Source organism: Arthrobacter sp. 05N33_2 (assembly GCF_056397425.1).
In genome coordinates, this window is sequence record NZ_JBFTNJ010000013.1 from 1 (window position 1) to 24,183 (window position 24,183).

Sequence of the window (24,183 nt, forward strand, 5' to 3'; positions counted from 1 at the left end):
AACCCGAGGTGATCGGGCAGCTAATGACGGCAGCGCCGACAGCCAGGATTCTGGAAGAAGTGGCCCGCGAGGGCCAGGGCGCGGGCTGACCGCTGAGAATCATGCTGGACTCGCGGTGGCACAAGAAACCGCTGCATCCCGTGGGTGCCAATGTTGGCTCTCGGGCAGGTTTGGGCGCTATGAGAGCGTCGAGTTCAAAGCCCACGTAATGCCCGCCTGGAGCCCGCGTCATGCCTGCCGGGAGTACGAGGAACCCGAGGCCGTCCGGTCCAGTAGTCCGAAGTCGATCATGTAGCGGCGCAGCATGACGACGTCATCGGTATAACTGAGCAGTCGTTCATTAACCTGCTTTTCCGTTAGGTGTTCGCCCGGCTCAAAAGCTTCGCTGACGATCCAGGCCAGGAGCTCCCGCCGTTCCGTCATGTTGGCTGGATACCTCTCGATCCGCCCCAAGCGCATGAAGCGGGCCACTCCGGTCTGCGGCTGCCGCCGGGGTTGCTGCCTGAGGAGGTCGCGGAAGATCGCCTCGGGTGCCTCAAGGTCACTGGCGGCATTGCTTTCCACGAGTCCTGACTCAAGGAGGGCAGCGATAGCCCGGTTTCGCCGGTGGTCATTCAGGTCAGCAAGCACGTCGGGGAGCTTGGCGCCGAGCACTATCTGCGCGTAGGCGGTCCGAGCGTCCGTGTTAGCGAGGGCTGCCACTACACGCCGCCAGTGCGGTCCACTCACCATCGTCGTTCCGGTCACAGCGTTTTCCTCACTCTGCATTTGCCCCCGCCTGTGCTGGTCACGGGTACTTGGTCAACAGGCAAAATCGTAGTCCTGCGCGGGTGTGGCGGACAGGGCCTGCCGACGGCAGGCTGATGGCCCGGACATTGACGGTTGGCCGTTCAGATGGGTTGCAGCAGGCGGTATTCCGGCACTGTGTCGGGCAATTGGTGTCCGGCGGTGAATTGGTGCCAGTCCGGGAAGGGGTCCGGGGGCAGGCCTGGGCCCGGATCCGCGGGCTGGCCTTGATCGGGGTCGGGTTCCGGGCCGGGTTCGTCCGTGGCCGGGATGTGGGGCAGCCAGTCTTCGGGCCAGCGGGGTGGGTCCCAGTCCTCGGGCCAGCGGGGTGGTTCCCAGTCCTGGTGTTCGCTGGGATAGTAGCGTCCCGACGGTGAGGTCCAGCCGGGCGGGTGGTCTTTGCTGGCCCGGGCCGGTGTCCAGGCGGAGGCGTGTTTAAGCCGGTGGTGTTTCGGGCAGGGCTGGCCGAGGTTCGAGATCCCGGTGGTGCCGCCGTCGGCCCAGGCCAGGAGATGGTCTGCATCGTTGTCCAGGGAGTGGTTGCTGCAGCCGGGGAACGGGCACCGGCCGTCGCGGAGCCGGAGCCAGTGGCGCTGGGCCGCCGTGAGCCGGTAGCTGGTCCGGCCGATTTCGAGCGGGGCGCCGTCCCGGGGGTCGGTCAGGACGCGGTGGAAGGAACCGGCGCCCTCGGCGATGAGGCGGCGGGCCATCGAGGGCGGGATCGGCCCGTGCCCGTCCAGGACGGCCGGTTCGTCGGTGGCGCCGAGCAGGGCCAGGACCGGGACGGTGACCAGGACCTGCGCCCGCGGGACCGGAACAAGCCCGCCCGCCCCCGCACGAGCTTCCGCCCCGGTACCGGTGCCGCCGTCGTCCGATCCAGCACCCGTGCCGGTGCCGGTGGTGAGGAGCCAGGTGGCGGTGATGTCGGCGCGGAGCTGGGTCAGGGTCCGGGACTCGTCCGGGCCCTGGAGGGCGCGGGCCGCGGCGGTGGTCCGGTCCCAGATCCCGGCGGCGGTATCGGCCGGAAGGTGGGCGGAAAGCCAGGCCATGCCGTCCCGGTCCGGGGTGTACTCGACCCGCCGGTCCGCGGCGCTCGTGGTGTGGCGTTCCTCGATGCCGGCGGGGTGGTGGCGTTCGCGCCAGGCGCGGGCCTTGGCCCTGAACCGGGACGGAACGAGGTCCCCGGCCGGGCAGCCGCGGGCCGGGTTCGGCGCGGCAGGGTCCAGGAAGTGCGCCTCGAGCCCGGCCGCCCCGGCCGCATCCAGGCTGCTGGTTTCGTCCACGATGATCCGGGCGTGGGCCCAGGAGATCGCCCCGGACTCAAGGGCGGCCAGGGTCAGCGGCAGCGCCGACATCAGTGCCCGGGCTTCGGCGAGGAGGGCCGCGGCGGCGCGTTCGCTGACCGTCAGGACACAGGCAACCTCAGCCACCAGGGCCATCTCCTGAACGGCACGGTCCCGCGGGGACGGCGCCGGCGGCGCCAGGAACCTGGTTGCCTGCGCGTAGTCGGCGGTCAGCCGCACCCTCAACGCGGCCGTCCGGGCCTCCAGCCGCGCGACCTCGGCAAGTCCGTCCAGGCAACCCTCCGCCAGCCGCCGCAACGGATCCGCGTCCGGCGAAGAATCGCTAGCGGCCGATCCGGCCAAGGCGGCAAGCGCGGCAACGGAGGCGGCGACGGCCTCCACGGCCGCCCCGCTCTCCGCACTCAACACTGTCCTGCTCTCCACACTCAGATCATCTCAGGAGCCACCGACAATTTTGCTGAAACTGAAGTCACCCAGCGGCTGCTGAAAGATCATCCAATGCCATCGACGCGAGTGTTGAGTGTCGCACGCCTACGTAGTAGCGTGACAAGCATTGTCAATACGCGTAACACGGACTCGGGAGCGATCATGGCATATATGACACGTGGGTTGGCGGCTGTCACGGCGGCCCTGGCATTGAGCGTGACGGGTGGCGCCCTCGCCGCCCCTGCGCAGGCCGATCCGCGGGAGACCGCAAAGACGCCAACCGCCACTGGGTACGGCGGAGCGGTGAGCACCGTGGATCCGGAGGCATCCGCTGCGGCGATTGAGGTCCTCCGCAAGGGCGGCAACGCAGCGGACGCCGCCGTCGCCGCAGCCGCGACCCTTGGCGTGACTGAGCCATACAGTGCCGGGATTGGCGGCGGAGGCTACTTCGTGTTCTACGACGCGAAGACCGGCAAGGTGGGCACGATCGACGGCCGGGAGACCGCACCGGCAGGAATGCCGCACGACGCGTTCATCGACCCGGCGACCGGCAAGCCCTTCAATTTCACGCCCGAGCTCGTCACAAGCGGCGTCTCCGTTGGCGTCCCCGGCACCCCGGCCACCTGGGCGCGTGCCCTGGACCGGTGGGGCACGTTGAGCCTCGGCGATGCACTCAAGCCTGCCATCAACGTGGCCACCCGTGGATTCGTGGTCGATAAGACGTTCCGCCAGCAGACCCTCGACAACAAAGCCCGGTTCGAGGCGTTTCCCTCGACCAGCAGCCTCTACCTCCCGGGCGGTGACGCCCCCGCCGTCGGCAGTGTCTTCCAGAACCACGACCTCGCCGATACATACCGGCTCCTCGCGAAAAAGGGCACGGACGGCTTCTACGGCGGGCCGCTTGCGGCCGAGATCGCGGCCACGGTGCAGGCTCCGCCCAAGACTTCCAACACAAAGCTGCCCGTTCCGGCAGGCCACCTGACGACGGCGGATCTCGCCGCATACCGCGCCCTGGATCAGGCGCCCACGCACGTGGACTACCGCGACCTGGACGTCTACGGCATGGCGCCCTCCAGCAGCGGCGGCACCACGGTGGGCGAGGCGCTGAACATCCTGGAGCCTTCCAACCTGTCCGGGATGTCCACGCCGGGCGCCCTGCACCACTACCTCGAGGCCAGCGCGCTTGCTTTCGCGGACCGTGGCAAGTACGTGGGTGACCCCGCGTTCGTGAGCGTTCCCACCGCCGCGCTCACGGACCCGGTGTTCGGCAAGGAGCGCGCCTGCCAGATTGATCCGCTGCACGCGGCGGCGAAGCCGGTAGCGCCGGGGAACGTGTCCTCGTACGACGGCGCGTGCCCGGCCGCCGCCGTCGCGCCTGCGGTCGAGTTGGACACCGAGAACATCTCGACGACCAACCTGACCGTCGCGGACAAGTGGGGGAACGTGGTCGACTACACGCTCACGATCGAGCAGACCGGAGGGTCCGGCATGGTGGTCCCCGGCCGCGGCTTCCTGCTCAACAACGAGCTGACCGATTTCTCGACCGTCTACGACCCGGCCGACCCGAACCGGATCGAGCCGGGGAAGCGCCCGCGCTCGTCCATGTCGCCGACCATCATCCTCAAGGAGGGCAAGCCGTTCCTCGCCCTCGGTTCGCCAGGCGGATCGACCATCATCACAACCGTCCTGCAGACCGTCCTGAACCGGGTGGATCTTGGCATGACCATCTCCGAGGCGATCGCCGCACCGCGTGCCTCGCAACGGAATACGGCCAAGGTCACGGCCGAACCGGAGTTCATCGCCAAGTACGGCAGCCAGCTGGCACCGTTTGGCCATCAGCTCACGCCGTCGGGGGATGCGTTCACGTCGGCAGCGGAGATCGGCGCCGCGACCGCCATCGAGTTTCTGCCCGACGGCGGCATGGTCGCCGCCGCCGAGCCCGTCAGGCGCGGAGGGGGATCGGCGATGGCCCTCAAGGCGTCGCGGAGGTAGAGCCAATCGCTAAAACCCTGATTCTGATAAATGGTCTTCCTGGCTCCGGGAAGACCACGCTCAGTCGTCAACTCGGCCAGGCACTGTCAATCCCCGTCATCTCCAAGGACAACCTCAAGGAAGCACTCGCGGACATCGCGTTAGGGAATGTCGGAAGCGGCCGGCTCGGGCAGATCGCTTCCGACACCATGTGGCAGTTGGCGGCGTCGATCCCGGGGGCGGCGATTGTGGAATCGTGGTGGTACCGCCCACGTGACCTGGACCACGCGGCCAAAGGCATCGCTCAATCGGGAAGCCCGAACGTAGTAGAGATCTGGTGCGAGATCGACCCGGAATTGGCCAAGGAGCGATATGAATCTCGTCAGAGGCACGCAATTCATTCAATGGGCGAAGCGGCGGCGACCGTCTGGGCCGATTGGACAGCAAGCGCGGTTCCTCTGTCTCTCGGCCCAACTCTCTCGGTGGGGACATCAGCACCCGTTCACGTTGCCGGGTTGCGAGAACGACTGGGCCCGTTGATGGCCTTCTAACCTCAGGACGGGGGTGGTTCCGACGCGTACCGCGATGGGGCCGAAGAAGGCGCAGGTGAGAATCATCTTCTTGGCAAGCCCACCACTACCGGAGTGTGCTCCTCGGCGCGTTGTGGGAATGCGTGGGGGCCGGTCCTGCGATCACGACAGTTTTCGCTCCTGCTTGTTGTGGCATCGCCGGGCGGTCGCCTTCGCGCAGCCAGTCGTCAAAGAACGCGTCGAGCTGCTGGCCGGAGGCCTTTTCCATCACGGCTTCGAAGTCTTCCGTCGTCGCCGTCGAGTCGTTGTAGCGGCTCAACCACGACCGGGTGCCGCTGAGGAATGCCGCGTCGCCGATCTTCGCGCGCAGCGTGTAGAGGGCAGCCGCCCCGCGGAGGTAGACCTGGCCCGCGAACAAGTTGTCACGGCCCGGGTCTGCGATGTTCAGCGCCCAGCGGTTGTTCGCGTCGAGGTACGCCACCGCGTCCCCGAACTGTTCCGGCATCGTGGCCGTGCCTTGGTGTTCGGCCCACAGCCACTCGATGTACGTCGCCCAGCCCTCGTTCAGCCAGATGTCCTGCCAATCGGACGGGCTCACCGCGTCTCCGAACCACTGGTGCCCGAGTTCGTGCACCACCGTGTATTCGTCCGCAACCTCCGAGTAGACCGGCCGCGTCTGCGTTTCCAGCGCGTAGTCGACCGTGTCGTCGTCGACAATCGCGCCGAAGGCCTCGAACGGGTACCGCCCGAACTGGCCCTCAAGGAATGCGATCATCTTGGGCTGCAACGCAAGCGACGCCTTCGTCTCGGCCAGTGCCGCTCCCGTCACGTCCGCGTCGATCGCATTGATGATGGGCAGCCCGTGCGGACCGACGTCGTACGACAGGGCAAAGTCGCCGACGTTCGCCGTCGACAGATAGCTGGCCATCGGGTCCGAGGCCTTCCACGTCCACGTGGTCCATCCCGCCTTCGTCGCCGGCCGGCCGACGGGCAGGCCGTTCGCCACGGCCGTCTTCCCCGCCGGCACCGTGATGCGGAACGTATAGGTCGCCTTGTCTTCAGGGTCGTCATTCACGGGATACCAGGTCGCCGCACCCTCGGGCTCATTGACGACCATCGCACCGTCAGCGGTGGTGACCCAACCGTAGAGCGCTCCGGTGGTGTCGAGCGGCCGTCCGGTGATTCCGCCGTACTCGATCACGATCGACGTCGTCTGTCCGGCCTTCAGCTTCGGCCGCAGCCCGACCGTGAGTTCCCAGATCCTGTTCGCGTCGTTCTGCACCTGGGACCACTTGGCGGCCTTGCCATCGACCCGGACCGACGTGACGCCGAGGCCGCGCAGGTCGAAGTTGAGCGACTCCAGGTTCTGCTTCGCACGGAGGGTGACAGTCGCGACCCCGCTGAGGCGGCCTGCGAGCACCGCGGGATTGGTCGGTGGCGAATAGCGGAGGGCGAGGTCGTAGTGCAGGACGTCGTAGCCGCCGTTGCCGGCGAACGGGAAATACGCGTCCCCGCTGCCGGGAGCGCCCGCCGTGTAATGGGAGTTGTCGTGGCTGGGCGCGGCCTGTGCAGCCCCGCTGATTGCGCCGACGCCGGCCACGGCCAGCACGAGGATGACCGCTGTCCGACGCAGGAGCCCTCTGAAGTGCTGCCTCATCACCGATTTCCTCCATCCAGGTCTCGGGATGTCCATTTGGGTGACACAGCAGAACCGTTGTCCCGAAAAACGATCTCGGTCTGAGAAGTCATGACCGTGCCCCCAATGCAGTTCTGGAATGTCGCCCATGATCCCCACCGCAACTTTGGAAAACCTTGGTACCGGTCCGAGGTGAGGCCGCCGGGCCCACGAAAGCCTGCCGATGCGCTGGACCCCGACTATGCACTGAGTGTATAGATGGAGGTGTGAACAACTCTCTTGCCCTCCTCGGGCTGCTGAGCCGGGAGCCCAGCTATGGGTACGACCTGAAGCATTCCTATGACCGCTATTTCGGCACCCAGAAACCATTGGCATCCGGGCAGGTGTATTCCACGCTGGCCCGGATGTTCCGTGACGAGCTGATCATCGCCTTGGGCGAGGAGAGCGGCGGCGGTCCGGACCGCAAGAAGTATGAGGCCACCGTTGCCGGCAGGGACAAGGTGCGGCAGTGGCTCTTCACCCCCGATGTGCCCTCCGAAACCCTGCAGAGCGAGCTGTTCGCCAAGACCGTGGTCGCCTTGCTGCTCGACGACGACGCCGACCGGTTGTTGGATGCGCAGCGCGCCGAGCACATGGCCCGGATGCGCGAGTTGACCCGCCTCAAGCGCGACGCCGACCTGCTGCAGGTGCTGATGTGCGACTACGGCCTCTTTCACATCGAGGCGGACCTGCGCTGGATCGAGCTGACCAGTGCCCGGCTGACCCAACTCAAGAAGGAGCTCCAGAGCGCATGACCACGATCGAGACCACTGCACCCATCCTCAGCGCCCGCGGTGTCCGCCACGCATTCGGACAGACCGAGGCGCTGCGCGGTATCGACGTCGACGTTCACGCCGGTGAGGTACTCGCGGTCATGGGCCCGTCGGGGTCGGGTAAGTCCACCCTGCTGCACTGCCTGGCCGGCATCCTTGCCCCGGACGGCGGCGCCGTGGCCTATGCGCCCCGCGGCCAGGAGCCTGTCAGTATCAGCGGACTGGGTGAGGCTGAACGGTCCCGGCTGCGTCTGACCGACTTCGGCTTCGTTTTCCAGTTTGGCCAGCTACTGCCCGAACTCACGGCGCTGGACAATGTCAGCCTTCCCCTGCTTCTGGGCGGTACCAAACGGGCCGAAGCACGCCGGCGCTCGCAGGAAGTGCTCGAACGGCTCGGGCTGGACGGATGCACTGCCAAGCTGCCGGGGGAGCTCTCGGGAGGCCAGGCCCAGCGGGTGGCCATCGCCCGTGCCCTGGTGACCTCTCCCGCAGTCTTGTTCGCCGATGAACCCACCGGGTCCCTGGATTCCCTGGCGGCCGAGAACGTCCTGACGCTGATGCTGGACCTTGTCCGGGAAGCCGGCACCACCGTAGTGATGATCACCCACGACGCCCGGACCGCCGCATATGCCGACCGGGAAGTGATCGTGCGCGACGGAAGCATCGCTGCCGGCCACCGGGTGCCGGCATGAACCCGGCACTTCTGAAAATAGCGCTGCTTGGCAGCAGGTCCTCCTGGGGCCGGATGGCCGGTGTAGGCGGCGGCGTGGCAATCGGCGTGTGCCTGGTGCTCTTGCTGTGGAGTGCGGCGAACGGTCTGGCCCAGCGCGACGCGCGGGGCGCCTGGCTCCGCGAGCTGGGCCAGCCCTCGGTCACCCTTGCGCTGGCAGCCGACGGGCTCACCGCCAGCGGCCGTCCGGAACCGATCCCGTTGACACCGGACAAGATTCTGCTGGGATTCCCGGCGGATATCTTCCGTGACCAGCTCATCAGTCATCGCGACGTCGCCGCGCTCCCCACAACCACCGTGAAAATTCCGGGCATCGAGGCCCCGCCGGCACCGGGAGAGTACTACGCCTCGCCCGCCCTGCAGCGACTGATCGAATCGACTCCGGCTGAGGAGCTGGGGGACCGGTACGGTCAGTTTGCGGGCGTCATCGACGACGCCGCCCTCCCGGGCCCCGATGCCTTGGTGGTCATCACCGGCGTTACGGAGGCCCGGCTCCGCCAGGGTCCGGCGGCAATGTTCGTCACGGACTTCACCACCAATCCCTACGGCGAGAGCGCCAGCCTGTACCGCACGGCGCTGCTGGTCGGCGGAATCGCGGTGCTGTTCCCGGTGCTCCTGCTGGTCAGCATCGCAACAGGCCTGGGCGCGGCCCAGCGCCGGGAACGCTTTGCCACCCTTCGCCTCATCGGCGCGTCGCCGCGGCTGATTTCAGGAATGGCGGCCGTGGAGACCGCCATCCCCAGCCTGGCCGGTGCCCTGCTCGGCGTCGTCATGGCGGCTGTGTTCGGGCCGGTCGCAGCCCAGATTCCCGTCAACGGCACGAGAGTGTTCGTGGCTGATTTCACCTTCGGCGCGGGATCTGCGCTGGCCGCCGTCGTGCTCGTGGTGGCTGCGTGCGCGCTGGTGGCCGCGGGGCGCACTGCCCGGACGGGCATTGGCCCGCTGGGAGTTACACGGGCCGTGCATGAGGAAGCGCCCACGCTGTGGCGGGCCGTGCCGTTGCTGGCCGGCCTGGCGGGCATGGCCACAGGCGCCGTGTTGGCCAAGATCCACACGGACGGCAACCCCTGGACTTCTCCGCTGCTGCTCGGCGGCTTCGCGCTGACCGCCGCCGGCATCGTCACCATCGGCCCGTGGCTGACCCGGATGGCCAGCACCATCGGCCTGCACCGGGCGCGCAGCGCAGCCTCCGTCATCGCCGCCAGCCGCATCCGCCGAACGCCCGTTGCCACCTTCCGCTCAGTGTCCGGGCTGGTCATTGCCGTCTTCATGGTCTCTGTCTTCGCCGGAGGCGCCAGCGCAATTGAAACCGCTGATCCGCCTAAGGCCCGTCCGGGATTGCTCCTGCCCACCAGCGTCTACGCGCTCGTGGCGCCCGGACACGCTGCCGGCCAGGTGTCGGCCGCTGCCCAGAGGGCTGGGGAACGTGCCGGAATCCGCAACGTCACCATCGGCTACGCCCCTGCTGCCCCCGGCCCGACGGGCATCGATGACATCTACATCGCGGCCGGGGATGCACCGTCACTCGGGTTCCCGGAGAGCCGGGCAGAGCACCTTGCGGCCTTCGATGCGTCGTTCTTGAATTCCTGGACCACCGCGCCGGTCCCGCTCACGGCCGCGCCCGTCCGGAGCCTGGCCGGTCTGGCTCCGGTGGTCATGGTAGCCGGTACCGACGGGACACCTGCGGCGATTGACCGGGCGCGCACGGCCTTGAATACGTCGGGGGTCACTGCCACGCCCGCCACCTCCCGAGCGGACACCGCAACGACGAGCAGCGCCCGGCTCATCCAGGGGCTGGCGGCCCTTGCCTACCTCGGCGCCTTCGTCGCCGTAGTCATCGCCGGCATTTCGCTGGCCGTGTCCACGGCTGCCGCGATCCTGGACCGAAAACGCGTGCTGGGCCTGATGCGGCTGATGGGCATGCCCGTTGAAGTTGTTCGCGGGATCATCGCAAGAGAGGCCGCGGTTCCCCTTGTGGCAGTGCTTCTGCTGTCAGCCGGGCTCGGATTCTTCGTGGCCTGGCTGATGGTTATCTCATTTGGCGGGGGCCGGAACATCACCTGGCCCGGCCCCGCATACTATGCCGCGCTGTCCTTCAGCATCCTGCTCGCGCTGGCGGCCGTGACGGCTACCTTCGGACTCGTCCGCGCCAATACCGCCATCATGGCCACCCGATCCGAGTGAAAACACGGACCTGGCTTTGGGCCTTCCCCGCTTTTAGCCCTCGCAGTCCGTGCAGTAGAYATCGGTGCCGGACCGCCGGGCGATCTGGGAACGGTRCCGGACCAGGAAACAGGAGCTGCAGGTGAACTCGTCGTCGGCCTGCGGGATGACCTGGACAATCAGCTCTTCGGCGATGAACTCGCCGCCGGGGACTCCGGCCCCGTCCAGCCCGTCGGCCTCGTCCAGTTCCTGGACGACGCTGCGGGCGTCCGGTGCGTTGGCGGACTGAAGTGCTTCCAGGGAGTTTTCCTGGGTTTCCTTAACGTCCGAGCGGACTTCGTCGTAATCGGTTGCCACGTGGCTTGTTCGCTTTCTCGAGTCTTAACTAGGCTAAGTGCAACGTACGGCACCCCGCGGTTGTTCCGCAGGCGAGGCCAGAATCCACGCCGTGCGGCGTTCGCCGGCCACACCATGGGCGCGGTGCCGGGCGCCGCCGCAGTTCGGGCCTAGGATCAACGGCATGATGCAGGGACCAATCGACGCCGCCGACGGGAAGAACTCGCTCAGCGTCGATGCTGGGATACTCGAGAGCGTCTGGCGCCCGGGTTCCTTTGTGGACGCCGAAGATGCCAGGGACGCCATGCTTGCCGTGGACCGGATCAGTGGCGGGACGCCGATGCCAATGCTCTCCGAGATGACCGACGTGGTGTTCAGCGCGGCGGCCAGATACCAATTCGCACAGAGCAGGGGCGTGGTGGCCATCGCGGTCCTCGGATCCAGCACAGTCGACAGGGTGATCGCTTCCGCCACGAGCCGGGAGACCAAGTACCCGCACGAGTTCTTTACATCCAGGACCGACGCAATTGCATGGCTGAAGGAAGTCATCCAGAGCCGCGATTAGGAATTGCCACAGGGCTTGGCACCGCAATCAAATCCACTCCCGATCCGAGACAGACCGGTCTTTCCCGTTGTAAAGTGTCTTCACGGTCTTCCGCCCCGCTGGCTCCAGGAATGTATGCAGGGCTCTCGGGATCGTGGCCGGTTCCGGGCTCTGCCGGAACGGGAACAAAGGAATCGCCAATGTCCATTGACTTGTCGTCCCGTGCGGAACCCTCACACGGACACACGCCCACGGACGCGTCGGTCAATGGGCCGGAGGACAGCTGGGCGCGGGGGATACGCCTGCAGGCCACCGAGATCATCGCCGAAGTGCTGTCTGATTCTTCGCCGGGGCAGGCCCGTGCACGGGAGCAGCTGTGCCGTTTGCTGCAGGCCAACCCGGGCCGGCCGGAAGCAGCGCTGGCGGAACACCTGATCGCCCTCCGGGAAGAAACTGCCCGGGACCGCCGAACCAACCTGACACTCGTCAAGGACGAAGGGGCGGCGGAAACGCCCGCACAGCCCCCGACATCAGGCGCCGGACGGTCGACCGGGCGCCGTTCAGCCGCCCGCCAACCCCTGCTGCATCACCGTCCCATCGAGCGCGCGCGCTATGGCCGCGCGGATGCGGGCGTGCTCGGAGGCTTTTCCGGGGAGGGAGCCTAGACCGGGCGGCCAGCTCGACAGGCTCACGGTTCGCGACGATTCGCGGCAGCCCGGCTCCGCGGCAACAGGAATCCGACGGCAACAAGCCAGAGGAGGCCGCCGAACCGCCCGACGGGCAGCAGGAACTGGAGCGGCTCGATCACCATGGAGAGGAAACTCAGTTCGGACAGGGCGGCGATGACCAGGCCGGCCCAGGCCAGCCAGCGCGGCACGAAGCGCAGGATGAGGGCGGGGACGGCGATTCCGGCGATGAGGAGTCCCAAACCGACRACATAGGCGACGCCGCCCGTGATGAATGCGAGAAACGACAATGCATGGGTCAGCGGCACATCCGTGGTGATTTCCGGGCGGCTCAGGACCCACCCCACGGCGGCCGAGAGCATGAGGAACACCGAGGCGGCAATGCCGCCAAAGAAGCCGATTGCAGGCCCGGGGACGCGCACGCCAAGCCGGATCTGCCGGGCGTAAACGGTGGCCGCAAAGATGCCGAGCGGGACCGCTGAGCCGAATTGGAACAGGCTGGCGAGCCGCACGGCGTCGGTGTTCCCGTGAAAATATGTCGCGACCTGGCCGGCGGGGGAGAAGGGCGAGACGTAGGCCTGCCCGTTGGTGAGCATCGCGCTGCTGAGCAGGGCTGCGATCGTGAGTCCCAGACTCACGGCCGCCAGGATGCCCGGGTTGGGGCCGCCGGATCGCGTCGACGGAGCAGTGTGGTGGGAGGACAGGTCAGTCATGATCGCTTCTTTCCAATAATTACGTCACAACTAAAATGATTCACCTGTTGAATGATTCTGTCAATGGCGTAATATTGGGGCATGGACTCACCGGATCCGCCGCGGCCGAAGCGAACCGCTTTCCTGCTGTCCCAGCTCGGGGCGCTGGCATCGGCACGCTTCGCCGAGCGCACGCGCGAACTCGGCCTGACCCCAAGCGACGCGGGTGTCCTCCGCCTGCTCGGCCGCAGCCCCGGACTGAGCCAGCGGTCCTTGGCCGACCGCCTGGGCGCGGTGCCGAGCCGCGTTGTTCCCCTCATCGACTCGCTGGAAACGCGAGGGCTGGTGGCCCGCGTGCGCAGCAGCGCCGACCGGCGGAACTACGAGCTCCGGCTGACGGCCGAGGGTACGAAGGTTCTCGGAGCACTGCGCGGAATCGCCGAACGGCACGAGGCCGAACTCCTGGCCCCGCTCACCAGCGAACAGTCTGCGCAGCTGGGGATCCTGCTGGCCAGGTTGGCCGGCGCCCATGCCCTCGACACGGACCTGCATCGGGACACGAGGCCGGAATGAATCCGGCGCGCCGTCCGGTTCTTCGAGACAATAGCCGTCCTTTTCAGCCGGCGGGCAGTGTGGGATCATCCCGGTATGGGCGAAAATACTGAACCGCGGGTGACCTTGCCCTCCGGCCCCGAGCGCGTGAAGGGCACGCATCACCGCGACGTTGATGGCTACGGAAATCCGATCACGCAGCAGCTGCGCATCATCGGTCAGCGGCGCCGCGAAGCCGAAGAAAAGCTCGACCGGCACCTGCAGGACGCACGCAAGAGCCACTGAGCGCGGCATGGGCGATGGTAAAGGCAGGCACCCGTGGGGTGCCTGCCTTTCCTTTCCGTGCCCGTCTACTTGGCGGCCACTGCGAACGGCGACGCCTCCTCGGGCGCAGCCACGGGCCCTGCCGCGGCTCGGAACGGGTTGCAGATCCTTACAGCCAGGCGGGCGGACTATTCCGCGGACCGGGTCCGGGATTTCAGTCGCCTGCGGGCCCAGCTGGTCGAACCCGACTCGGAACTCGCGCTACGCATTTCCGGAATTTCACCCGCAGCGGGTGAGGCCCATGCCGGGCCTAATGCAAACAATGGTCATACCCTCCAAAGAGAGGGCTGAGGGACAGGCCGTCCCGGAAACGAGAACGCATCTTTGAGAGCAGGAAAAGCAAATGAGTTTCCGGGAAGACTATTGGGATATTTTGACGGAACCAAGAGCCGGGTGCTGGTCTGACGGCGTTCGCGCCTTGAAGTACGTTTAGGCAGCCGTGCGCGGATTCTTCCAGGACGCGGAAACGTTTGCCTTGCTCCTGCTGGCGGCCCACATATTACTCGTGACCGTCGCAGCTGTCCTGGTGTCGATGAATCGCCGTCCATCCTCTGCCATTGCCTGGGTGCTCGCCATAATTTTCATACCGATCCTTGGTGCCGTCGCATATTTCTTCGTTGGTTACTCGAAACTGCCCAAGGCGCGCAGGGACAAACAGCGCGAAGTCAACGCTCTGGTCCTGGCACGGACTGAAGGCAGCCCGTTCATTAGCCGCGGCCTTGATTGGCCGGAATGGCTGCATTCGGCGGTGGTGTTGAACAGCAACCTTGGGGCCCTCCCTATGGTCTCGGGCAACAGTGCGAACCTGTTGGGCGAGTACAACGGAGCTTTCGATGCCATGATCGCTGATATTGATTCGGCCACCAGTTATGTGCACGTGGAGTTTTACATCCTCGTGCTGGACGCAACGACAGAGCCGTATTTTCAGTCGCTGGCCCGGGCACGACGGCGCGGCGTTGACGTGCGGGTTCTGTCCGATCATCTGGCTGGCCTGAAGTTCCCCGGCCGGAAAGAAACCCTGGAGTTCCTCCAGGAGATAGGGGCGGAATATCGCCCCATGCTGCCGGTGCGGCCGTGGCGTGGCGAATGGCAGAGGCCGGACCTGCGCAATCACCGGAAGATCTGCGTCGTCGATGGCCGCGTGGGATTCACGGGGTCCCAGAACCTCATCGACGCGAGCTACGACACGAAGAGCAACCTGAAGCGCGGGCTTCAGTGGCACGAACTGATGATGCGCGTTGAAGGACCAGTGGTCCGGGAGCTGGATGCGGTCTTCGCGACAGATTGGTACAGCGAAACGGGTGTGATCCTGCCACTGGATTCCAGCGCCATAGGCGTCAGCCATCATTCTGCACTCATCGACGCACAAGTCCTGCCCAGTGGCCCCAGCTTCGACAACGACAACAATTTGAAGCTCTACGCGACGCTTATCCACAAAGCTGAGCGTCGCGTCAGCATCACCAGTCCATACTTTGTCCCGGACGAATCCATCCTCATGGCTATTGTCACGGCAGCTGCGCGGGGGCTAAGCGTCGAGCTCTTTGTTTCCGAGGTCGGCGACCAGAGCATGGTCTATCACGCGCAGCGTTCGTACTACGAAGCACTGCTTCGCGCCGGCGTCAGGATTTACCTTTACCGGGCGCCGAAGGTGCTGCACTCCAAGCACTTCACTATCGATGAGGAAGTTGCGGTGATTGGGTCCAGCAACATGGATGTGCGTTCCTTCAGCCTCAACATGGAGGTATCCGTACTTGTGCACGGGCGCGATTTTGTGGACGCAATTCGCGGGATCGAAGACGGGTACCGCGTGGAAAGCCGCGAGCTGCAGCTCGAGGACTGGATCCGGCGGCCCGTAGCCCAAAAAGTATTCGACAATCTGGCGCGCCTGACCGCGTCTCTTCAATAGGGAACAGGCTCAGAGCCGACGGCGCTGCAAACACCGAGGCCATGGCCCGGAAACCCCCGGACGTGCTCAGGCTCAGTCGGTGCTACCCGGAGGGCCGGTATTCCTGGGCCGTAAGGTGCCAGACGGCTCCGGTGGTGCTGACTATCAGCGCGTATGTCCCCGGAGCCAGGCTGATGCCGATCGCCCCGGCGCCGGCCTTGGCCAGGGACAGCACGGTGAGGGCCGGTCCTTTCACGGGTTGGAGATAGGCAATGGCGGCCCCGGTGAAGGTGTACTCGATGTGAAGCCTGCCGGTGAGGGTTACGAGTGGGCCCGGGAGTTTTGTGCCGGAGGCCTCCGCGACGGTGACCCATTCTTTCACCGGGGGCGGCGCGGCCGGATGCAGCAGTGCGTTCATCGCGGCAACTGTGGCGCTGACAGTCCTGGTGACGGGGGCGGCGCTGACGCAGACCACCGCACCGGCGAGCGTGACGACCAGGACAGTCGAGGCCAGGCGCAGGCCGCGTCGCAGGGAGTTGGTCCCGGCCAGCGGCATGGATGCCCCGTCGGCAGCGTACTCATTGGTGATCCGGAATAGGTCAATGAGCCACCAGATGCCGGCGCCGCCCAGCGTCAACAGCTTCAGGGTGCCGGTAAACGGCTTGTGGAGGTAGAACCTGTCTGCGCCGCTGAAGCCCAGGAACAATGACAGCAGCCACGCCGTGCGCAGGGAACGCATCGGCGGCAGGTCACCGTCGAAGACAAGCCCGTACTGCTCGGTTATGGGCACATTCCCGATTCTGGAACAGCCACGTCCGGATGTCCACGGTCATGCGGTGTGCGCTTGCGACATGCACCGTCACGGTCCGTCCTGCGACTCGCGTTCCGGAGGCATGGTCGCTGCGGTGGCCGCAGCCGGTTCCGCCGGACGTTTTCCGGTGGCACTCCAGCTGGTGAGGAAGTCGAGCTGGCAAAGAGGGCGCGGCCCGAATGCCTAAAGTTATGGCCCGGTTGCGGGCAGGACACTCAGTCCATCGATTAGGGTCGGGGCATGACCTTGAGCTTGGACGGCCCGCCGGACATTCGTGAGCAGGAATGCTCCTGTTGCGCATGTCTACCGGAGGGACACGTCGAAGAGCCCCTGGACCGGGCGGATGACACACGATGGCGCCAGTCCGGGTTTTTGGACAAAGGTCCGTAAACGCCTGGAAATACGCCGTTAGCCAGCGCCCCGTCAGTCTCTTAGGATCCCACCCGCGGAGAATGCGCCGAGCCGTCGGCTCTTCATGACCGGATATTCTCGGGTCGAAGCTTATGAAGGCCCGGTCACCATCAGAGCTTCAAGTGCGCTGGAAAGTTCGTCACGCAGTCCTGTCAGGTCCGGGCAAGTCCCGGGATCGGCGATTGTGGTGATGGTCAGCGTGCCGGCGTAGGAGAAGACTGCAAAGGCAACCGTTACGTTACCGCTGATCGCTCCGAGTGGAATGATCCCGGTTACCGGCCTGCCCGCGATCGCCAGGGCGCGTTCGGGCCCCCGCAGGTTCGTGACGAATGTATGGACAAGGTGTTGGTGGTCTATGACGAAGCGGTAGGCGCCAAGGTGCGCTGCGGCCCGGGATATGGGGCCGATGATTGCAGTGGAGGCCCCGGGAGGCCGCTGCTTGACACTCCTCATCGTTGCGGCAACAGTTGCCACCCGGCCCTTGGCCGGACCGACCGCGGGAACGGTCACCGGGATGATGCCGCTCCGGTTCCCCAGATAGGTGATTGTCGTGTGGCGGCGTGCCGAAAACAGCACAGAGATGACGAACTCTTCGACATATTCGCCCCGTGCCAGGAGCAGGCGGTGCAGGGCGGTAGCGACGGCGGTGAGGATGAGATCGTTGACGGTCGCTCCCTGCATGTGCGCGGCGTCTCTGACGGCCTCCATGTCGCAGCGGAGGACGGCAAGCGTCCGTTGCGGACCTGTCGGGCGGTTGAGTGAGGTGCGGGCAGCCCGGGGTTTGCCCGTCTGCCGCAGTTCGGAGGCTCCGGCGGCTGCGGTCCGCAGTGCGGCCGGCAGCCGGGCCAGTGCGTTGAATCGGCTCCTTGCAGCATCAAGGGCCAGGTACAGCGCCGAGTACGGAATCTCTGGCTCCCGGCGACCGTTCCACCCGGCTTCCGCGGCTGCCAGGGCCTCCAGGACCGCGAGACCCCCAATTCCATCCGTGAGGACATGATGGAAAACGAAAACAAGCGCTGACCGGTCCTGGCTCACGCCGGTGATGAGCTTGGCTGACCAGAGAGGACGGTCGCGGGACAGCGGCGCAGCGAGCATTTCGGCTGCAATGTTGAGCACGGCTTCCTCACCAACGGGCGCCGGACAGGCGATCACGCCCAGATGGTGTGCCGGATCAAAGCCGGAATCATCCGCCCAAATGGGCCGCCCGCAGCCGAAGGGGACAGAGACCAGCCGCTGGCGCAGCCGGGGGACAGCGCCGAGCCGACGCGCCAGTGCTTCCAGGAGGGGTGCCGAATCGTCGCTGCCGTCCGTGCTGAGCATGAGGATGGCCCCGACTTGCATTGGCGCTGAGCCGATGTCCGCGTCCAGGGACATCATGTCCTCGGCGCTCACCCGGTCAACATGTTGTCTTGGCGTCATTTTCGGTCCCCGGAACCAGATCTCTGAATTCTCTGCACTCCTGGGAGGGAAGAAAACAGCAACCCACAAGTTGCTGAGCAGAGACAGCCTGCGACCCGACGTGGTCGTCATGTCCTCACTGTTGGGTCTTTGGGGCCCAGACGCTAGGGCAGAACGTCCCGCTTGCCCGCCATAGCCGAAGAGCCACCAGCGGCGCTGGATGATTTGGAGCAACGACGGCGGCAGGCTCCCGCCGCTAGGACGCTTTCGCGCTGATGGTACCGGGGCCGGCGTTGACTGCTGCCGCCACCAGGCGGTCGAAGCTGGCGGTTCCGTTCTCCGGAGGCACAACCGTGAACACCGCAACCCATTTCTCGGGGGCATGTTTCTCCAGCGTTGACGCCCGGGCCACATGCAGGTTCAGCCCGGGTACGCCGCTGACAAGGAGCGGAAGCTGYTCGCCGGTCTTGGTCATGTGCCGGAACTGCCTGACCGACAATTGGTCACCCGGGCTGCTCGTGACCTCTGCGAGGGTGTCATTGATCCTCTTGGTCAGCCCCCGCATGAAGCGCTGCTGGGCCATGACCGTGCGCACCGTCAGAAGCGCGGCGAAGAAGAGGGTGAACAAAACCAGCGCACCGAAACTTCTGAGGAAGGGCAGAAAGATCATCAGGAACAGGCACAGAATCAGCCCCAAAATACTCGACATGATGAACTTGAAGACGGGGTTTTCGCCCGGTTTCTTTGACCAGCGAACGAGGGCGACGATGTCCTTCCGGGGCTGATCGCGCCGTGAAATTTCCATGATTAGTACCCCTTCACTTCCATGAGCGCTTCGGCCAGGATGATTGCCTCGCGTGCTTCCTTGAGATCGCCCAGCAACCCCATATCGGGAATGGCTCCTTTGGCCGCGGTGGAGCCGGCGATTTCGGAAAAAATGCTGCTCAACTTTTCGCGGTCCTGTGACAGCATCCGGGAGGACGTCAGCTTAATTCTGCTCAGCTCAAGCTCCAGCAGTGACTTGTCGATGGCCTCACGACGCCCTTGCATGACCGCCAGCTTCTCGGTGACACGCTGGACACGGCCGCGGAGCATTGATTCCATCTTTCCTGCCACGACGTGGAGCTCGCACAGCGCGGTGTACGACTGCGGGGACCCGGAGTGAACGGCGAGCTGCTCACCGACGTAATGGCGCCGTCGTTCCCATTTCCGGACGGCGGACTCAGATGGTCCCAAGAGGAGGGAAACGGCTGCCAGTGCTTTGTCCAGCGACGCGGCCCGGGTGCTCAGGCTGCTGGTGGCGGCGTCCAGCCTCGACAGGAACGCGTCGTAGTTGTCGTGGGGCTGGGCGCTATCGGGATTCATGAGCCACCCGCGCGCGGTGGCGCGATTCCCCTCGCCGGAAATTGGCCCCGTCTCCCATGGCAAGAGGATAGAGGCTCGGGGCCCCGTTGGCATAGAGTGCGGTTTTGGATCCGGAGCATTTCGGGCCAGTGTCAGCGACACAACGCACCACTAACACCGGGGAAGCACGGCGTGCGGGTCGTCGGGGGCGTGCGGCTCGCGGAGGGCGTCCGGGTCATGGACTCCGGCGGCGCCGGGAAGGGGGCGGTGGGGTAGTAACGGGCGACCTGTCGCATGTAGTTCGCCCACTGCGGGCCGGCGAGCATGTAGCCGTCAATGGCCTTGTAGAACTTGCCGTTGATGGTGATGTTCTGCCCGGGCCTCTTCTGGCCCTCCAGGGCGTCGCCGAAGAAGGAAGCCGTAGCGAGGCCGCTTGTGTAGCCCACCACCCAGGTGGCGCCATTGGTATTGGACGTGCCTGTCTTGGCCGCGACCGGGAACCGCTCCTGGACCTTGGGCTTGATGTAAACGCCGGACCCGCGTTTCAGCACGTCCTGCAGCACGGCGTTCACTCCGCGGGCGACCTCGGGCTTGATCGCCTTGTGACAGGAGCTGGTCTCGGCCGGCAGTTTCTGTCCCGCCGCGTCGTTCACTGCCGAAATGGCAATCGGCGTGCAGTAGGTTCCGTCGTTGGCAAAGGTGGCAAACGCGTTGGCCAGATGGAGAGGCGCCACGCCAATGGCGCCCAGCAGATTGCCCAGCTGGTGCATGTTGATTTGGGCGTTGTCCACGCCGCTGTGGAGCCCGGCGGCATCGACCATCTTCTGGATGCCGCAGAAGTCGAGTTGCGCGGCCTCGGCGAAGGTGGCGGTGTTGATGGAGTTATACAGCCCGTAGTCCACGCGCATGCGGCGGTAGTACCCGGCGTCGTTGTTCTGGAGGTCGTCCGCCGCGCCGAGGCTCTTCTGGCTGGTGCTGTAGGCCCCGAGCACCCTGCCGCAGCTTGATCTCCAGCGGAACCCGAGCGGATAGGAGCGCCGGGACGCGTCCACCATGGCGGAAAGGGATTTGCCCTCGTTGAGCCATTCGGCAAACGTGAACGGTTTCATGGTGGAGCCGGGCTGGAACCCGCCGGCGCCGTTGAGGTCGTTGCCGTTGGCGTCCTTGGAATCGACGTTGAAGTTCAGTTGCGTGTCGAATTTGCCAGGTGCCGGGAGAAACACGGTGTTTTGCGCCATCGCCAGGATCTTGCCGGTGCCGGGTGCGATGGAGACCATCGCGGCGCCCCACTTGTCCGGGTTGGCCCCGGCCGTGGCATCGACCTGCGCCTGCGCGGCCACTTGGAGCCGGCTGTCCAGGGTGGTGGTGATGGTCAGGCCGCCGCGGAACAGCTTCCGCTCGCGTTCGGCAATATCCGCGCCGTAGGCCGGATTGTTGAGAATGAGGTGGGAGACGTAGTCGCAGAAGTACGGTGCCATTTCCGCGCCGGCGCATCCCTGCCTCCCGGGGGTGATCTTGAGATCCACCGGGGCGGCCACGGCCGCTTCGTGCTGCGCTTGGGTGATGGCGCCATAGCTGAGCATCTTGGCGAGAACCTGGTTGCGCCGCTGGACGGCGTTTTCCGGATGGACGTCAGGATTATAGAAGCTGGGGCTGTTCACGAGGCCGGCCAGCAGGGCAGCCTGTGGCAGGGTGAGGTCCTTGGCAGTGGTGTTGAAGAAGTAGCGGGACGCAGCTTCGATGCCGTAGGCGTCCCGGGCGAAAAACACGATGTTCAGGTACCCCTCCAGGATCTGGTCCTTGGTGTATTTCTTCTCCAGTTCGACGGCGAGCCTCATCTCGCGGATCTTGTCGGCCATGCTCTTTTGCCCGTTGAGGACAATCTGGTCGCCCTTGTCCGCCGACACGAGGGATTCATTGAGCACGTTGGTGACGTACTGCTGGGTCAGGGTGGAGGCACCCTGCCTTCCGCCGTTGGTCAGGTTGGACACCAGCGCCCGGAGAATCCCCTGGGGGTCAATGCCGGCATGTTCGTAGAATCGCCGGTCCTCGATCGCGACGATCGCGTCCTTGATGTACGGGGACATTTGGTCGAGCCGGACCTTCACGCGGTTTTCAGCATAGAAGGTGGCGATCGRTTTCCCGTCGGCGGTGAGCACCCTGGTCGATTCCGACGGCGGATCAACAGTCAGTTCCGAGGGGAGGCTGTTGAACAATTTGATCGAGTCGCTGACGGCGACGCCGGTCGCGGCCACGGTGGGCACCAGAAGGCTGGCGGCCAGGACGCCGCACACCGCGCTCGCCGTCAGGAACCCGAATAGCCTCCACAGGGTCGTGGCTACTAGGGATCCGGTGCTTTTCCTGGGCGACATGCTGCCTGGACAGGCTAGGTCAAAGAGTCGATGGCGACGGTGATCGCCAGGAGGAGCGGGACGTCCTCGCCGCCCGCGACTTCGACGCCGTAGGACTCGCGCACGCGGAACCACTTCTTGGAGATCGTGGCGACCGTATGACCGTCGCGCTCGATCTCGTACTCGTGGTCGACGATGTTGCCGTGCGCCTTCATGTCAGGGCCGTCCTTCACGTCGATCGAGAAGCGGTCGCGGAGCCCTATCAGGGCCTTGTGGACCGTCGCGGCGGTGTCGCCCCCGCGCTCGATTTCGACCTTGTCCCGGATCGAGAGCTTGCGCTCCTGGATGCGGGCCGCCTCGTTTCCCGAGGCGTCCTCCAAAACGAACGTGTCCCGGATTCGGACCGCCTTGCCGTTGACCTTGTAGGCGCGTTGGCCGTGGCTGTCTTCGATCCAGAAGTCGTCCCCGATCGACAGCAGTTTCTCGCGCATCTGAAACCGCTCGCCCATGGGTTCGTCATGCCGGTGCCGCAATAGTCCCATGCCCTGACCATAGGACCGCTCCGCCGGCCGGCACCTCACCCGAACCGGATGGTCCGGGCGGCTGACCTGTCCCCGCTGGTAACCTGAACATCATTGTTTGAGGAGTTGAATGGGCTGGGAGGGCCGGTGCCGGGAGTGCAGAAAGAACGCACCAAGCGGGCAGACGCCGTCCGGAACAAAGATGCCATCATTGACGCCGCGTTGACACGCCTCAGTGACAATCCCGGTGCAAGCATGGCTGAAATTGCTCGGGTTGCGGGGGTGGGCAGGGTGACCCTCTACGGCCACTTCGCAGACCGGAAGGACCTGGTTGGCGCGGTGTTCGAGAGGGCCATGGACCGCGCCGAGGCCGAACTCGCCGCTGTAGACATCGAGCAAGACACCTGGAACTCCCTGCAGGAGATCATCCAGTCATCCTGGCGGGTCCTCCATCAATTCAACGCGCTTTTGGCGGCGGCCGAACCATACCTCTCAGCCGACCAAATCAGGGCTCACCACGACAAGCCGCTGGCCAGGGTGATGTCGGTGCTGGAAAAGGGCAGGAGTGAGGGGATCTTCCGTACCGATCATTCCCTCACGTGGCAGGCCGCCTGCTTCTACGCCATCCTCCACAGCGCGGCGGCCGAAATCCGGGCGGAACGACTGGATGAGGTCGCGGCGGCAAAGATCCTTCCGTCAACGATCCGGGCCCTCCTGGTCCCGCCGGACCTGCCGACCGATAAGTCTCTCCACTAGATCTACCGGGTGCCGCCGTGGCGCAGGAACTCGGTGATCTTCGTTGCCATGGCCTTGGACTGCGTCCAGTGCAGGTAGTGCTCGCCCCCAAGGACCACCAGCTGGTGGCGCCGTACGTTGGCCAGCTGCCGTTCGTGCGCGCCGTACCAGTCCGGCTGCTGGTTCATCGTGTCCTGTGACAGGAAGTAGAGCACCGGAAGTGCGTCGGGGTAGCGGAGATCCTGGAGCTTGGCGGCATTCTCGCCCATCCGGAGAGTTTCATCAGTGACTGCCGGGTTGCCGAAGTTCCAGCTCGTTATCTGACGCATTTGTTGGCGTTCTGCTGCCGTGAAGCTGCCGCCGCCGGGTTCTCCAAAACCCAGCGCCGTGGCCCAGCGGACCAGGCCTGTGGTCGACGGTGCGTGCGCCCACCAGTAGTCCGCTGCAGGAGCCTCGGCGGGGTTGGTGGTTCCGCCTATGGACATCCTGCTGGCCGGGACGGTGGGGTCGATGCCGATAACGGCGGAGACCTCCGCTGGATACTTGTTCGCGTAGTACAGCGTGGAAAAGCCGGCGATCGAGTGGCCCATGAGAGTGTAGGGCGCCCTGATGCCGAGCTTTGACAGCACTTCATGAAGTTCTTCGGCGATGTTTTCAACGGTCCTTGGCCGGGCAGTCATGTCGCTTAAGCCGTAGCCGAATCCCTCAACAACCACTGTTCGGAAGCCGCGCATTTCCCGGACCAGGGGGGCAAAATCGAGCCCCGGGGCAGGGGTCCCGAGTCCACTGAGCAGCACGACCGTCGGCCCGGTCTCGCCGGTGCGGGTGACATTGATGATTCCCTCATTGAGGTGAACTTTTTCGCCGTATGCGACCGTGTGGGACTTTTCGATCTGTTCCAGGATGAGATTGGCCGACGTCGAGGCGGCGAGCAAGCCGGCAATGCTCAGCGCCACCACCCCCGCCATGCGCAGGCCCCGCCTCCACCGACGCTTGCGGGGCGGATTGTCCAGGACTGGGAGGGTAGGGCGCGGCATCATGACAAGACTCCAGGACGAAGGAACTGAGGTAGGCGGTGCGACGTCTCCGCGCTGGGACCGGTCCGGTCAGGCACTTTTGTTGACCAAATAAATCATACAGCGCTGTTCGAGATAAAGCTCTGGTTGATCATGCCCAAGCTTTTTACAACCCCCGCCCACTAGGGTCGGCGGATGACCTAAGCCCGCGTCTCGACT

General features: G+C 65.5%; 23 protein-coding genes. 11 read left to right on the forward strand and 12 right to left on the reverse strand.

Annotated features, from left to right (window positions below; genetic code table 11):
* Positions 1 to 228 precede the first annotated feature (228 nt).
* Positions 229 to 747 carry a DUF2087 domain-containing protein gene (locus AC1DHX_RS08725; protein ID WP_476858345.1) on the reverse strand — a complete coding sequence of 173 codons (519 nt, stop codon included), beginning with the start codon at positions 745 to 747 and terminating at the stop codon, positions 229 to 231.
* A gap of 143 nt (positions 748 to 890) precedes the next feature.
* On the reverse strand, positions 891 to 2,513 hold the full coding sequence (locus AC1DHX_RS08730; protein ID WP_476858346.1) for an HNH endonuclease signature motif containing protein: 1,623 nt from the start codon (positions 2,511 to 2,513) through the stop codon (positions 891 to 893).
* Between the two features lie 174 nt (positions 2,514 to 2,687).
* Between AC1DHX_RS08730 and ggt the strand changes: the two genes are divergently transcribed.
* Positions 2,688 to 4,508 (forward strand): gamma-glutamyltransferase, encoded by a 1,821-nt coding sequence (gene ggt / locus AC1DHX_RS08735; protein WP_476858755.1) that lies wholly within the window; start codon positions 2,688 to 2,690, stop codon positions 4,506 to 4,508.
* Positions 4,509 to 4,534: 26 nt separating this feature from the next.
* Positions 4,535 to 5,038: a P-loop nucleotide/nucleoside kinase family protein gene (locus AC1DHX_RS08740; protein ID WP_476858756.1), complete on the forward strand. Its 504-nt coding sequence runs from the start codon at positions 4,535 to 4,537 to the stop codon at positions 5,036 to 5,038.
* Positions 5,039 to 5,123: 85 nt separating this feature from the next.
* On the opposite strand, the gene AC1DHX_RS08745 is transcribed toward AC1DHX_RS08740, so the two are convergent.
* A complete protein-coding gene (locus AC1DHX_RS08745; RefSeq protein ID WP_476858347.1) occupies positions 5,124 to 6,674 on the reverse strand; it encodes a M1 family metallopeptidase in 1,551 nt (516 codons plus the stop codon).
* Between the two features lie 245 nt (positions 6,675 to 6,919).
* Between AC1DHX_RS08745 and AC1DHX_RS08750 the strand changes: the two genes are divergently transcribed.
* Genes AC1DHX_RS08750 through AC1DHX_RS08760 form a run of 3 tightly spaced genes read left to right on the forward strand, consistent with a single transcriptional unit; the run spans position 6,920 to position 10,379 of the window.
* Positions 6,920 to 7,447 carry a PadR family transcriptional regulator gene (locus AC1DHX_RS08750; RefSeq protein WP_476858348.1) on the forward strand — a complete coding sequence of 176 codons (528 nt, stop codon included), beginning with the start codon at positions 6,920 to 6,922 and terminating at the stop codon, positions 7,445 to 7,447.
* The gene (locus AC1DHX_RS08755) at positions 7,444 to 8,157 is read left to right on the forward strand and encodes an ABC transporter ATP-binding protein (protein WP_476858349.1); all 714 of its coding nucleotides are present in this window, start codon (positions 7,444 to 7,446) and stop codon (positions 8,155 to 8,157) included. The genes AC1DHX_RS08750 and AC1DHX_RS08755 overlap by 4 nt, the downstream gene beginning before the upstream one ends.
* Positions 8,154 to 10,379 (forward strand): FtsX-like permease family protein, encoded by a 2,226-nt coding sequence (locus AC1DHX_RS08760; RefSeq protein ID WP_476858350.1) that lies wholly within the window; start codon positions 8,154 to 8,156, stop codon positions 10,377 to 10,379. Before AC1DHX_RS08755 ends, AC1DHX_RS08760 begins: the two co-directional genes overlap by 4 nt.
* Before the next feature lie 33 nt (positions 10,380 to 10,412).
* Here AC1DHX_RS08760 and AC1DHX_RS08765 read toward each other — a convergent pair whose 3' ends face one another.
* Positions 10,413 to 10,715, reverse strand: coding sequence for a DUF4193 domain-containing protein (locus AC1DHX_RS08765; protein WP_476899957.1), 303 nt, complete (start codon positions 10,713 to 10,715; stop codon positions 10,413 to 10,415).
* Between the two features lie 163 nt (positions 10,716 to 10,878).
* Here AC1DHX_RS08765 and AC1DHX_RS08770 point away from each other — a divergent pair, with 163 nt between their 5' ends.
* Together AC1DHX_RS08770 and AC1DHX_RS08775 are read left to right on the forward strand one after the other, a co-directional pair.
* A complete protein-coding gene (locus AC1DHX_RS08770; RefSeq protein ID WP_476850075.1) occupies positions 10,879 to 11,259 on the forward strand; it encodes a DUF7793 family protein in 381 nt (126 codons plus the stop codon).
* Between the two features lie 179 nt (positions 11,260 to 11,438).
* The gene (locus AC1DHX_RS08775; RefSeq protein ID WP_476858351.1) at positions 11,439 to 11,903 is read left to right on the forward strand and encodes a hypothetical protein; all 465 of its coding nucleotides are present in this window, start codon (positions 11,439 to 11,441) and stop codon (positions 11,901 to 11,903) included.
* Positions 11,904 to 11,926: 23 nt separating this feature from the next.
* Here AC1DHX_RS08775 and AC1DHX_RS08780 read toward each other — a convergent pair whose 3' ends face one another.
* Positions 11,927 to 12,637 (reverse strand): hypothetical protein, encoded by a 711-nt coding sequence (locus AC1DHX_RS08780; protein ID WP_476858352.1) that lies wholly within the window; start codon positions 12,635 to 12,637, stop codon positions 11,927 to 11,929.
* An 81-nt stretch (positions 12,638 to 12,718) separates the two neighbouring features.
* On the opposite strand from AC1DHX_RS08780, the gene AC1DHX_RS08785 reads away from it, so the two are divergent.
* The 3 genes from AC1DHX_RS08785 (at position 12,719) to cls (ending at position 15,398) form a co-directional block, all read left to right on the forward strand.
* Positions 12,719 to 13,189 (forward strand): MarR family winged helix-turn-helix transcriptional regulator, encoded by a 471-nt coding sequence (locus AC1DHX_RS08785; RefSeq protein ID WP_476858353.1) that lies wholly within the window; start codon positions 12,719 to 12,721, stop codon positions 13,187 to 13,189.
* A 75-nt stretch (positions 13,190 to 13,264) separates the two neighbouring features.
* Positions 13,265 to 13,453 (forward strand): hypothetical protein, encoded by a 189-nt coding sequence (locus tag AC1DHX_RS08790; RefSeq protein WP_476858354.1) that lies wholly within the window; start codon positions 13,265 to 13,267, stop codon positions 13,451 to 13,453.
* Between the two features lie 478 nt (positions 13,454 to 13,931).
* A complete protein-coding gene (gene cls / locus AC1DHX_RS08795) occupies positions 13,932 to 15,398 on the forward strand; it encodes a cardiolipin synthase (RefSeq protein WP_476858355.1) in 1,467 nt (488 codons plus the stop codon).
* An 82-nt stretch (positions 15,399 to 15,480) separates the two neighbouring features.
* On the opposite strand, the gene AC1DHX_RS08800 is transcribed toward cls, so the two are convergent.
* The 6 genes from AC1DHX_RS08800 to AC1DHX_RS08825 form a co-directional block, all read right to left on the reverse strand.
* On the reverse strand, positions 15,481 to 16,167 hold the full coding sequence (locus AC1DHX_RS08800) for a TM2 domain-containing protein (RefSeq protein ID WP_476858356.1): 687 nt from the start codon (positions 16,165 to 16,167) through the stop codon (positions 15,481 to 15,483).
* A gap of 522 nt (positions 16,168 to 16,689) precedes the next feature.
* Positions 16,690 to 18,018, reverse strand: coding sequence for a wax ester/triacylglycerol synthase domain-containing protein (locus AC1DHX_RS08805; RefSeq protein WP_476858357.1), 1,329 nt, complete (start codon positions 18,016 to 18,018; stop codon positions 16,690 to 16,692).
* A 235-nt stretch (positions 18,019 to 18,253) separates the two neighbouring features.
* Positions 18,254 to 18,802 carry a hypothetical protein gene (locus tag AC1DHX_RS08810; RefSeq protein ID WP_476858358.1) on the reverse strand — a complete coding sequence of 183 codons (549 nt, stop codon included), beginning with the start codon at positions 18,800 to 18,802 and terminating at the stop codon, positions 18,254 to 18,256.
* A gap of 2 nt (positions 18,803 to 18,804) precedes the next feature.
* Complete coding sequence (locus AC1DHX_RS08815; protein ID WP_223916843.1) at positions 18,805 to 19,362, reverse strand: hypothetical protein; 558 nt, start codon at positions 19,360 to 19,362, stop codon at positions 18,805 to 18,807.
* Positions 19,363 to 19,493: 131 nt separating this feature from the next.
* Positions 19,494 to 21,713, reverse strand: a complete 2,220-nt coding sequence (locus AC1DHX_RS08820; protein WP_476899958.1) for a transglycosylase domain-containing protein — start codon at positions 21,711 to 21,713, stop codon at positions 19,494 to 19,496.
* A 14-nt stretch (positions 21,714 to 21,727) separates the two neighbouring features.
* Positions 21,728 to 22,234, reverse strand: a complete 507-nt coding sequence (locus AC1DHX_RS08825) for an LURP-one-related/scramblase family protein (RefSeq protein WP_476858360.1) — start codon at positions 22,232 to 22,234, stop codon at positions 21,728 to 21,730.
* A 234-nt stretch (positions 22,235 to 22,468) separates the two neighbouring features.
* On the opposite strand from AC1DHX_RS08825, the gene AC1DHX_RS08830 reads away from it, so the two are divergent.
* Positions 22,469 to 22,969, forward strand: a complete 501-nt coding sequence (locus AC1DHX_RS08830) for a TetR/AcrR family transcriptional regulator (RefSeq protein ID WP_476858361.1) — start codon at positions 22,469 to 22,471, stop codon at positions 22,967 to 22,969.
* A 2-nt stretch (positions 22,970 to 22,971) separates the two neighbouring features.
* On the opposite strand, the gene AC1DHX_RS08835 is transcribed toward AC1DHX_RS08830, so the two are convergent.
* Positions 22,972 to 23,988 (reverse strand): alpha/beta fold hydrolase, encoded by a 1,017-nt coding sequence (locus tag AC1DHX_RS08835; protein WP_476858362.1) that lies wholly within the window; start codon positions 23,986 to 23,988, stop codon positions 22,972 to 22,974.
* Between the last annotated feature and the right edge of the window lie 195 nt (positions 23,989 to 24,183).

Excerpts from the sequence above, each read along its gene's own strand:
- AC1DHX_RS08825 (WP_476858360.1), bottom strand. The coding sequence starts at position 22,234 with ATGGGACTATTGCGGCACCGGCATGACGAACCCATGGGCGAGCGGTTT.
- AC1DHX_RS08775 (WP_476858351.1), top strand. The coding sequence starts at position 11,439 with ATGTCCATTGACTTGTCGTCCCGTGCGGAACCCTCACACGGACACACG.
- AC1DHX_RS08760 (WP_476858350.1), top strand. The coding sequence starts at position 8,154 with ATGAACCCGGCACTTCTGAAAATAGCGCTGCTTGGCAGCAGGTCCTCC.
- AC1DHX_RS08835 (WP_476858362.1), bottom strand. The coding sequence starts at position 23,988 with ATGATGCCGCGCCCTACCCTCCCAGTCCTGGACAATCCGCCCCGCAAG.
- ggt (WP_476858755.1), top strand. The coding sequence starts at position 2,688 with ATGACACGTGGGTTGGCGGCTGTCACGGCGGCCCTGGCATTGAGCGTG.
- AC1DHX_RS08805 (WP_476858357.1), bottom strand. The coding sequence starts at position 18,018 with ATGACGCCAAGACAACATGTTGACCGGGTGAGCGCCGAGGACATGATG.
- AC1DHX_RS08785 (WP_476858353.1), top strand. The coding sequence starts at position 12,719 with ATGGACTCACCGGATCCGCCGCGGCCGAAGCGAACCGCTTTCCTGCTG.
- AC1DHX_RS08745 (WP_476858347.1), bottom strand. The coding sequence starts at position 6,674 with ATGAGGCAGCACTTCAGAGGGCTCCTGCGTCGGACAGCGGTCATCCTC.
- AC1DHX_RS08770 (WP_476850075.1), top strand. The coding sequence starts at position 10,879 with ATGATGCAGGGACCAATCGACGCCGCCGACGGGAAGAACTCGCTCAGC.
- AC1DHX_RS08830 (WP_476858361.1), top strand. The coding sequence starts at position 22,469 with ATGGCTGAAATTGCTCGGGTTGCGGGGGTGGGCAGGGTGACCCTCTAC.
- AC1DHX_RS08755 (WP_476858349.1), top strand. The coding sequence starts at position 7,444 with ATGACCACGATCGAGACCACTGCACCCATCCTCAGCGCCCGCGGTGTC.
- AC1DHX_RS08815 (WP_223916843.1), bottom strand. The coding sequence starts at position 19,362 with ATGAATCCCGATAGCGCCCAGCCCCACGACAACTACGACGCGTTCCTG.
- AC1DHX_RS08790 (WP_476858354.1), top strand. The coding sequence starts at position 13,265 with ATGGGCGAAAATACTGAACCGCGGGTGACCTTGCCCTCCGGCCCCGAG.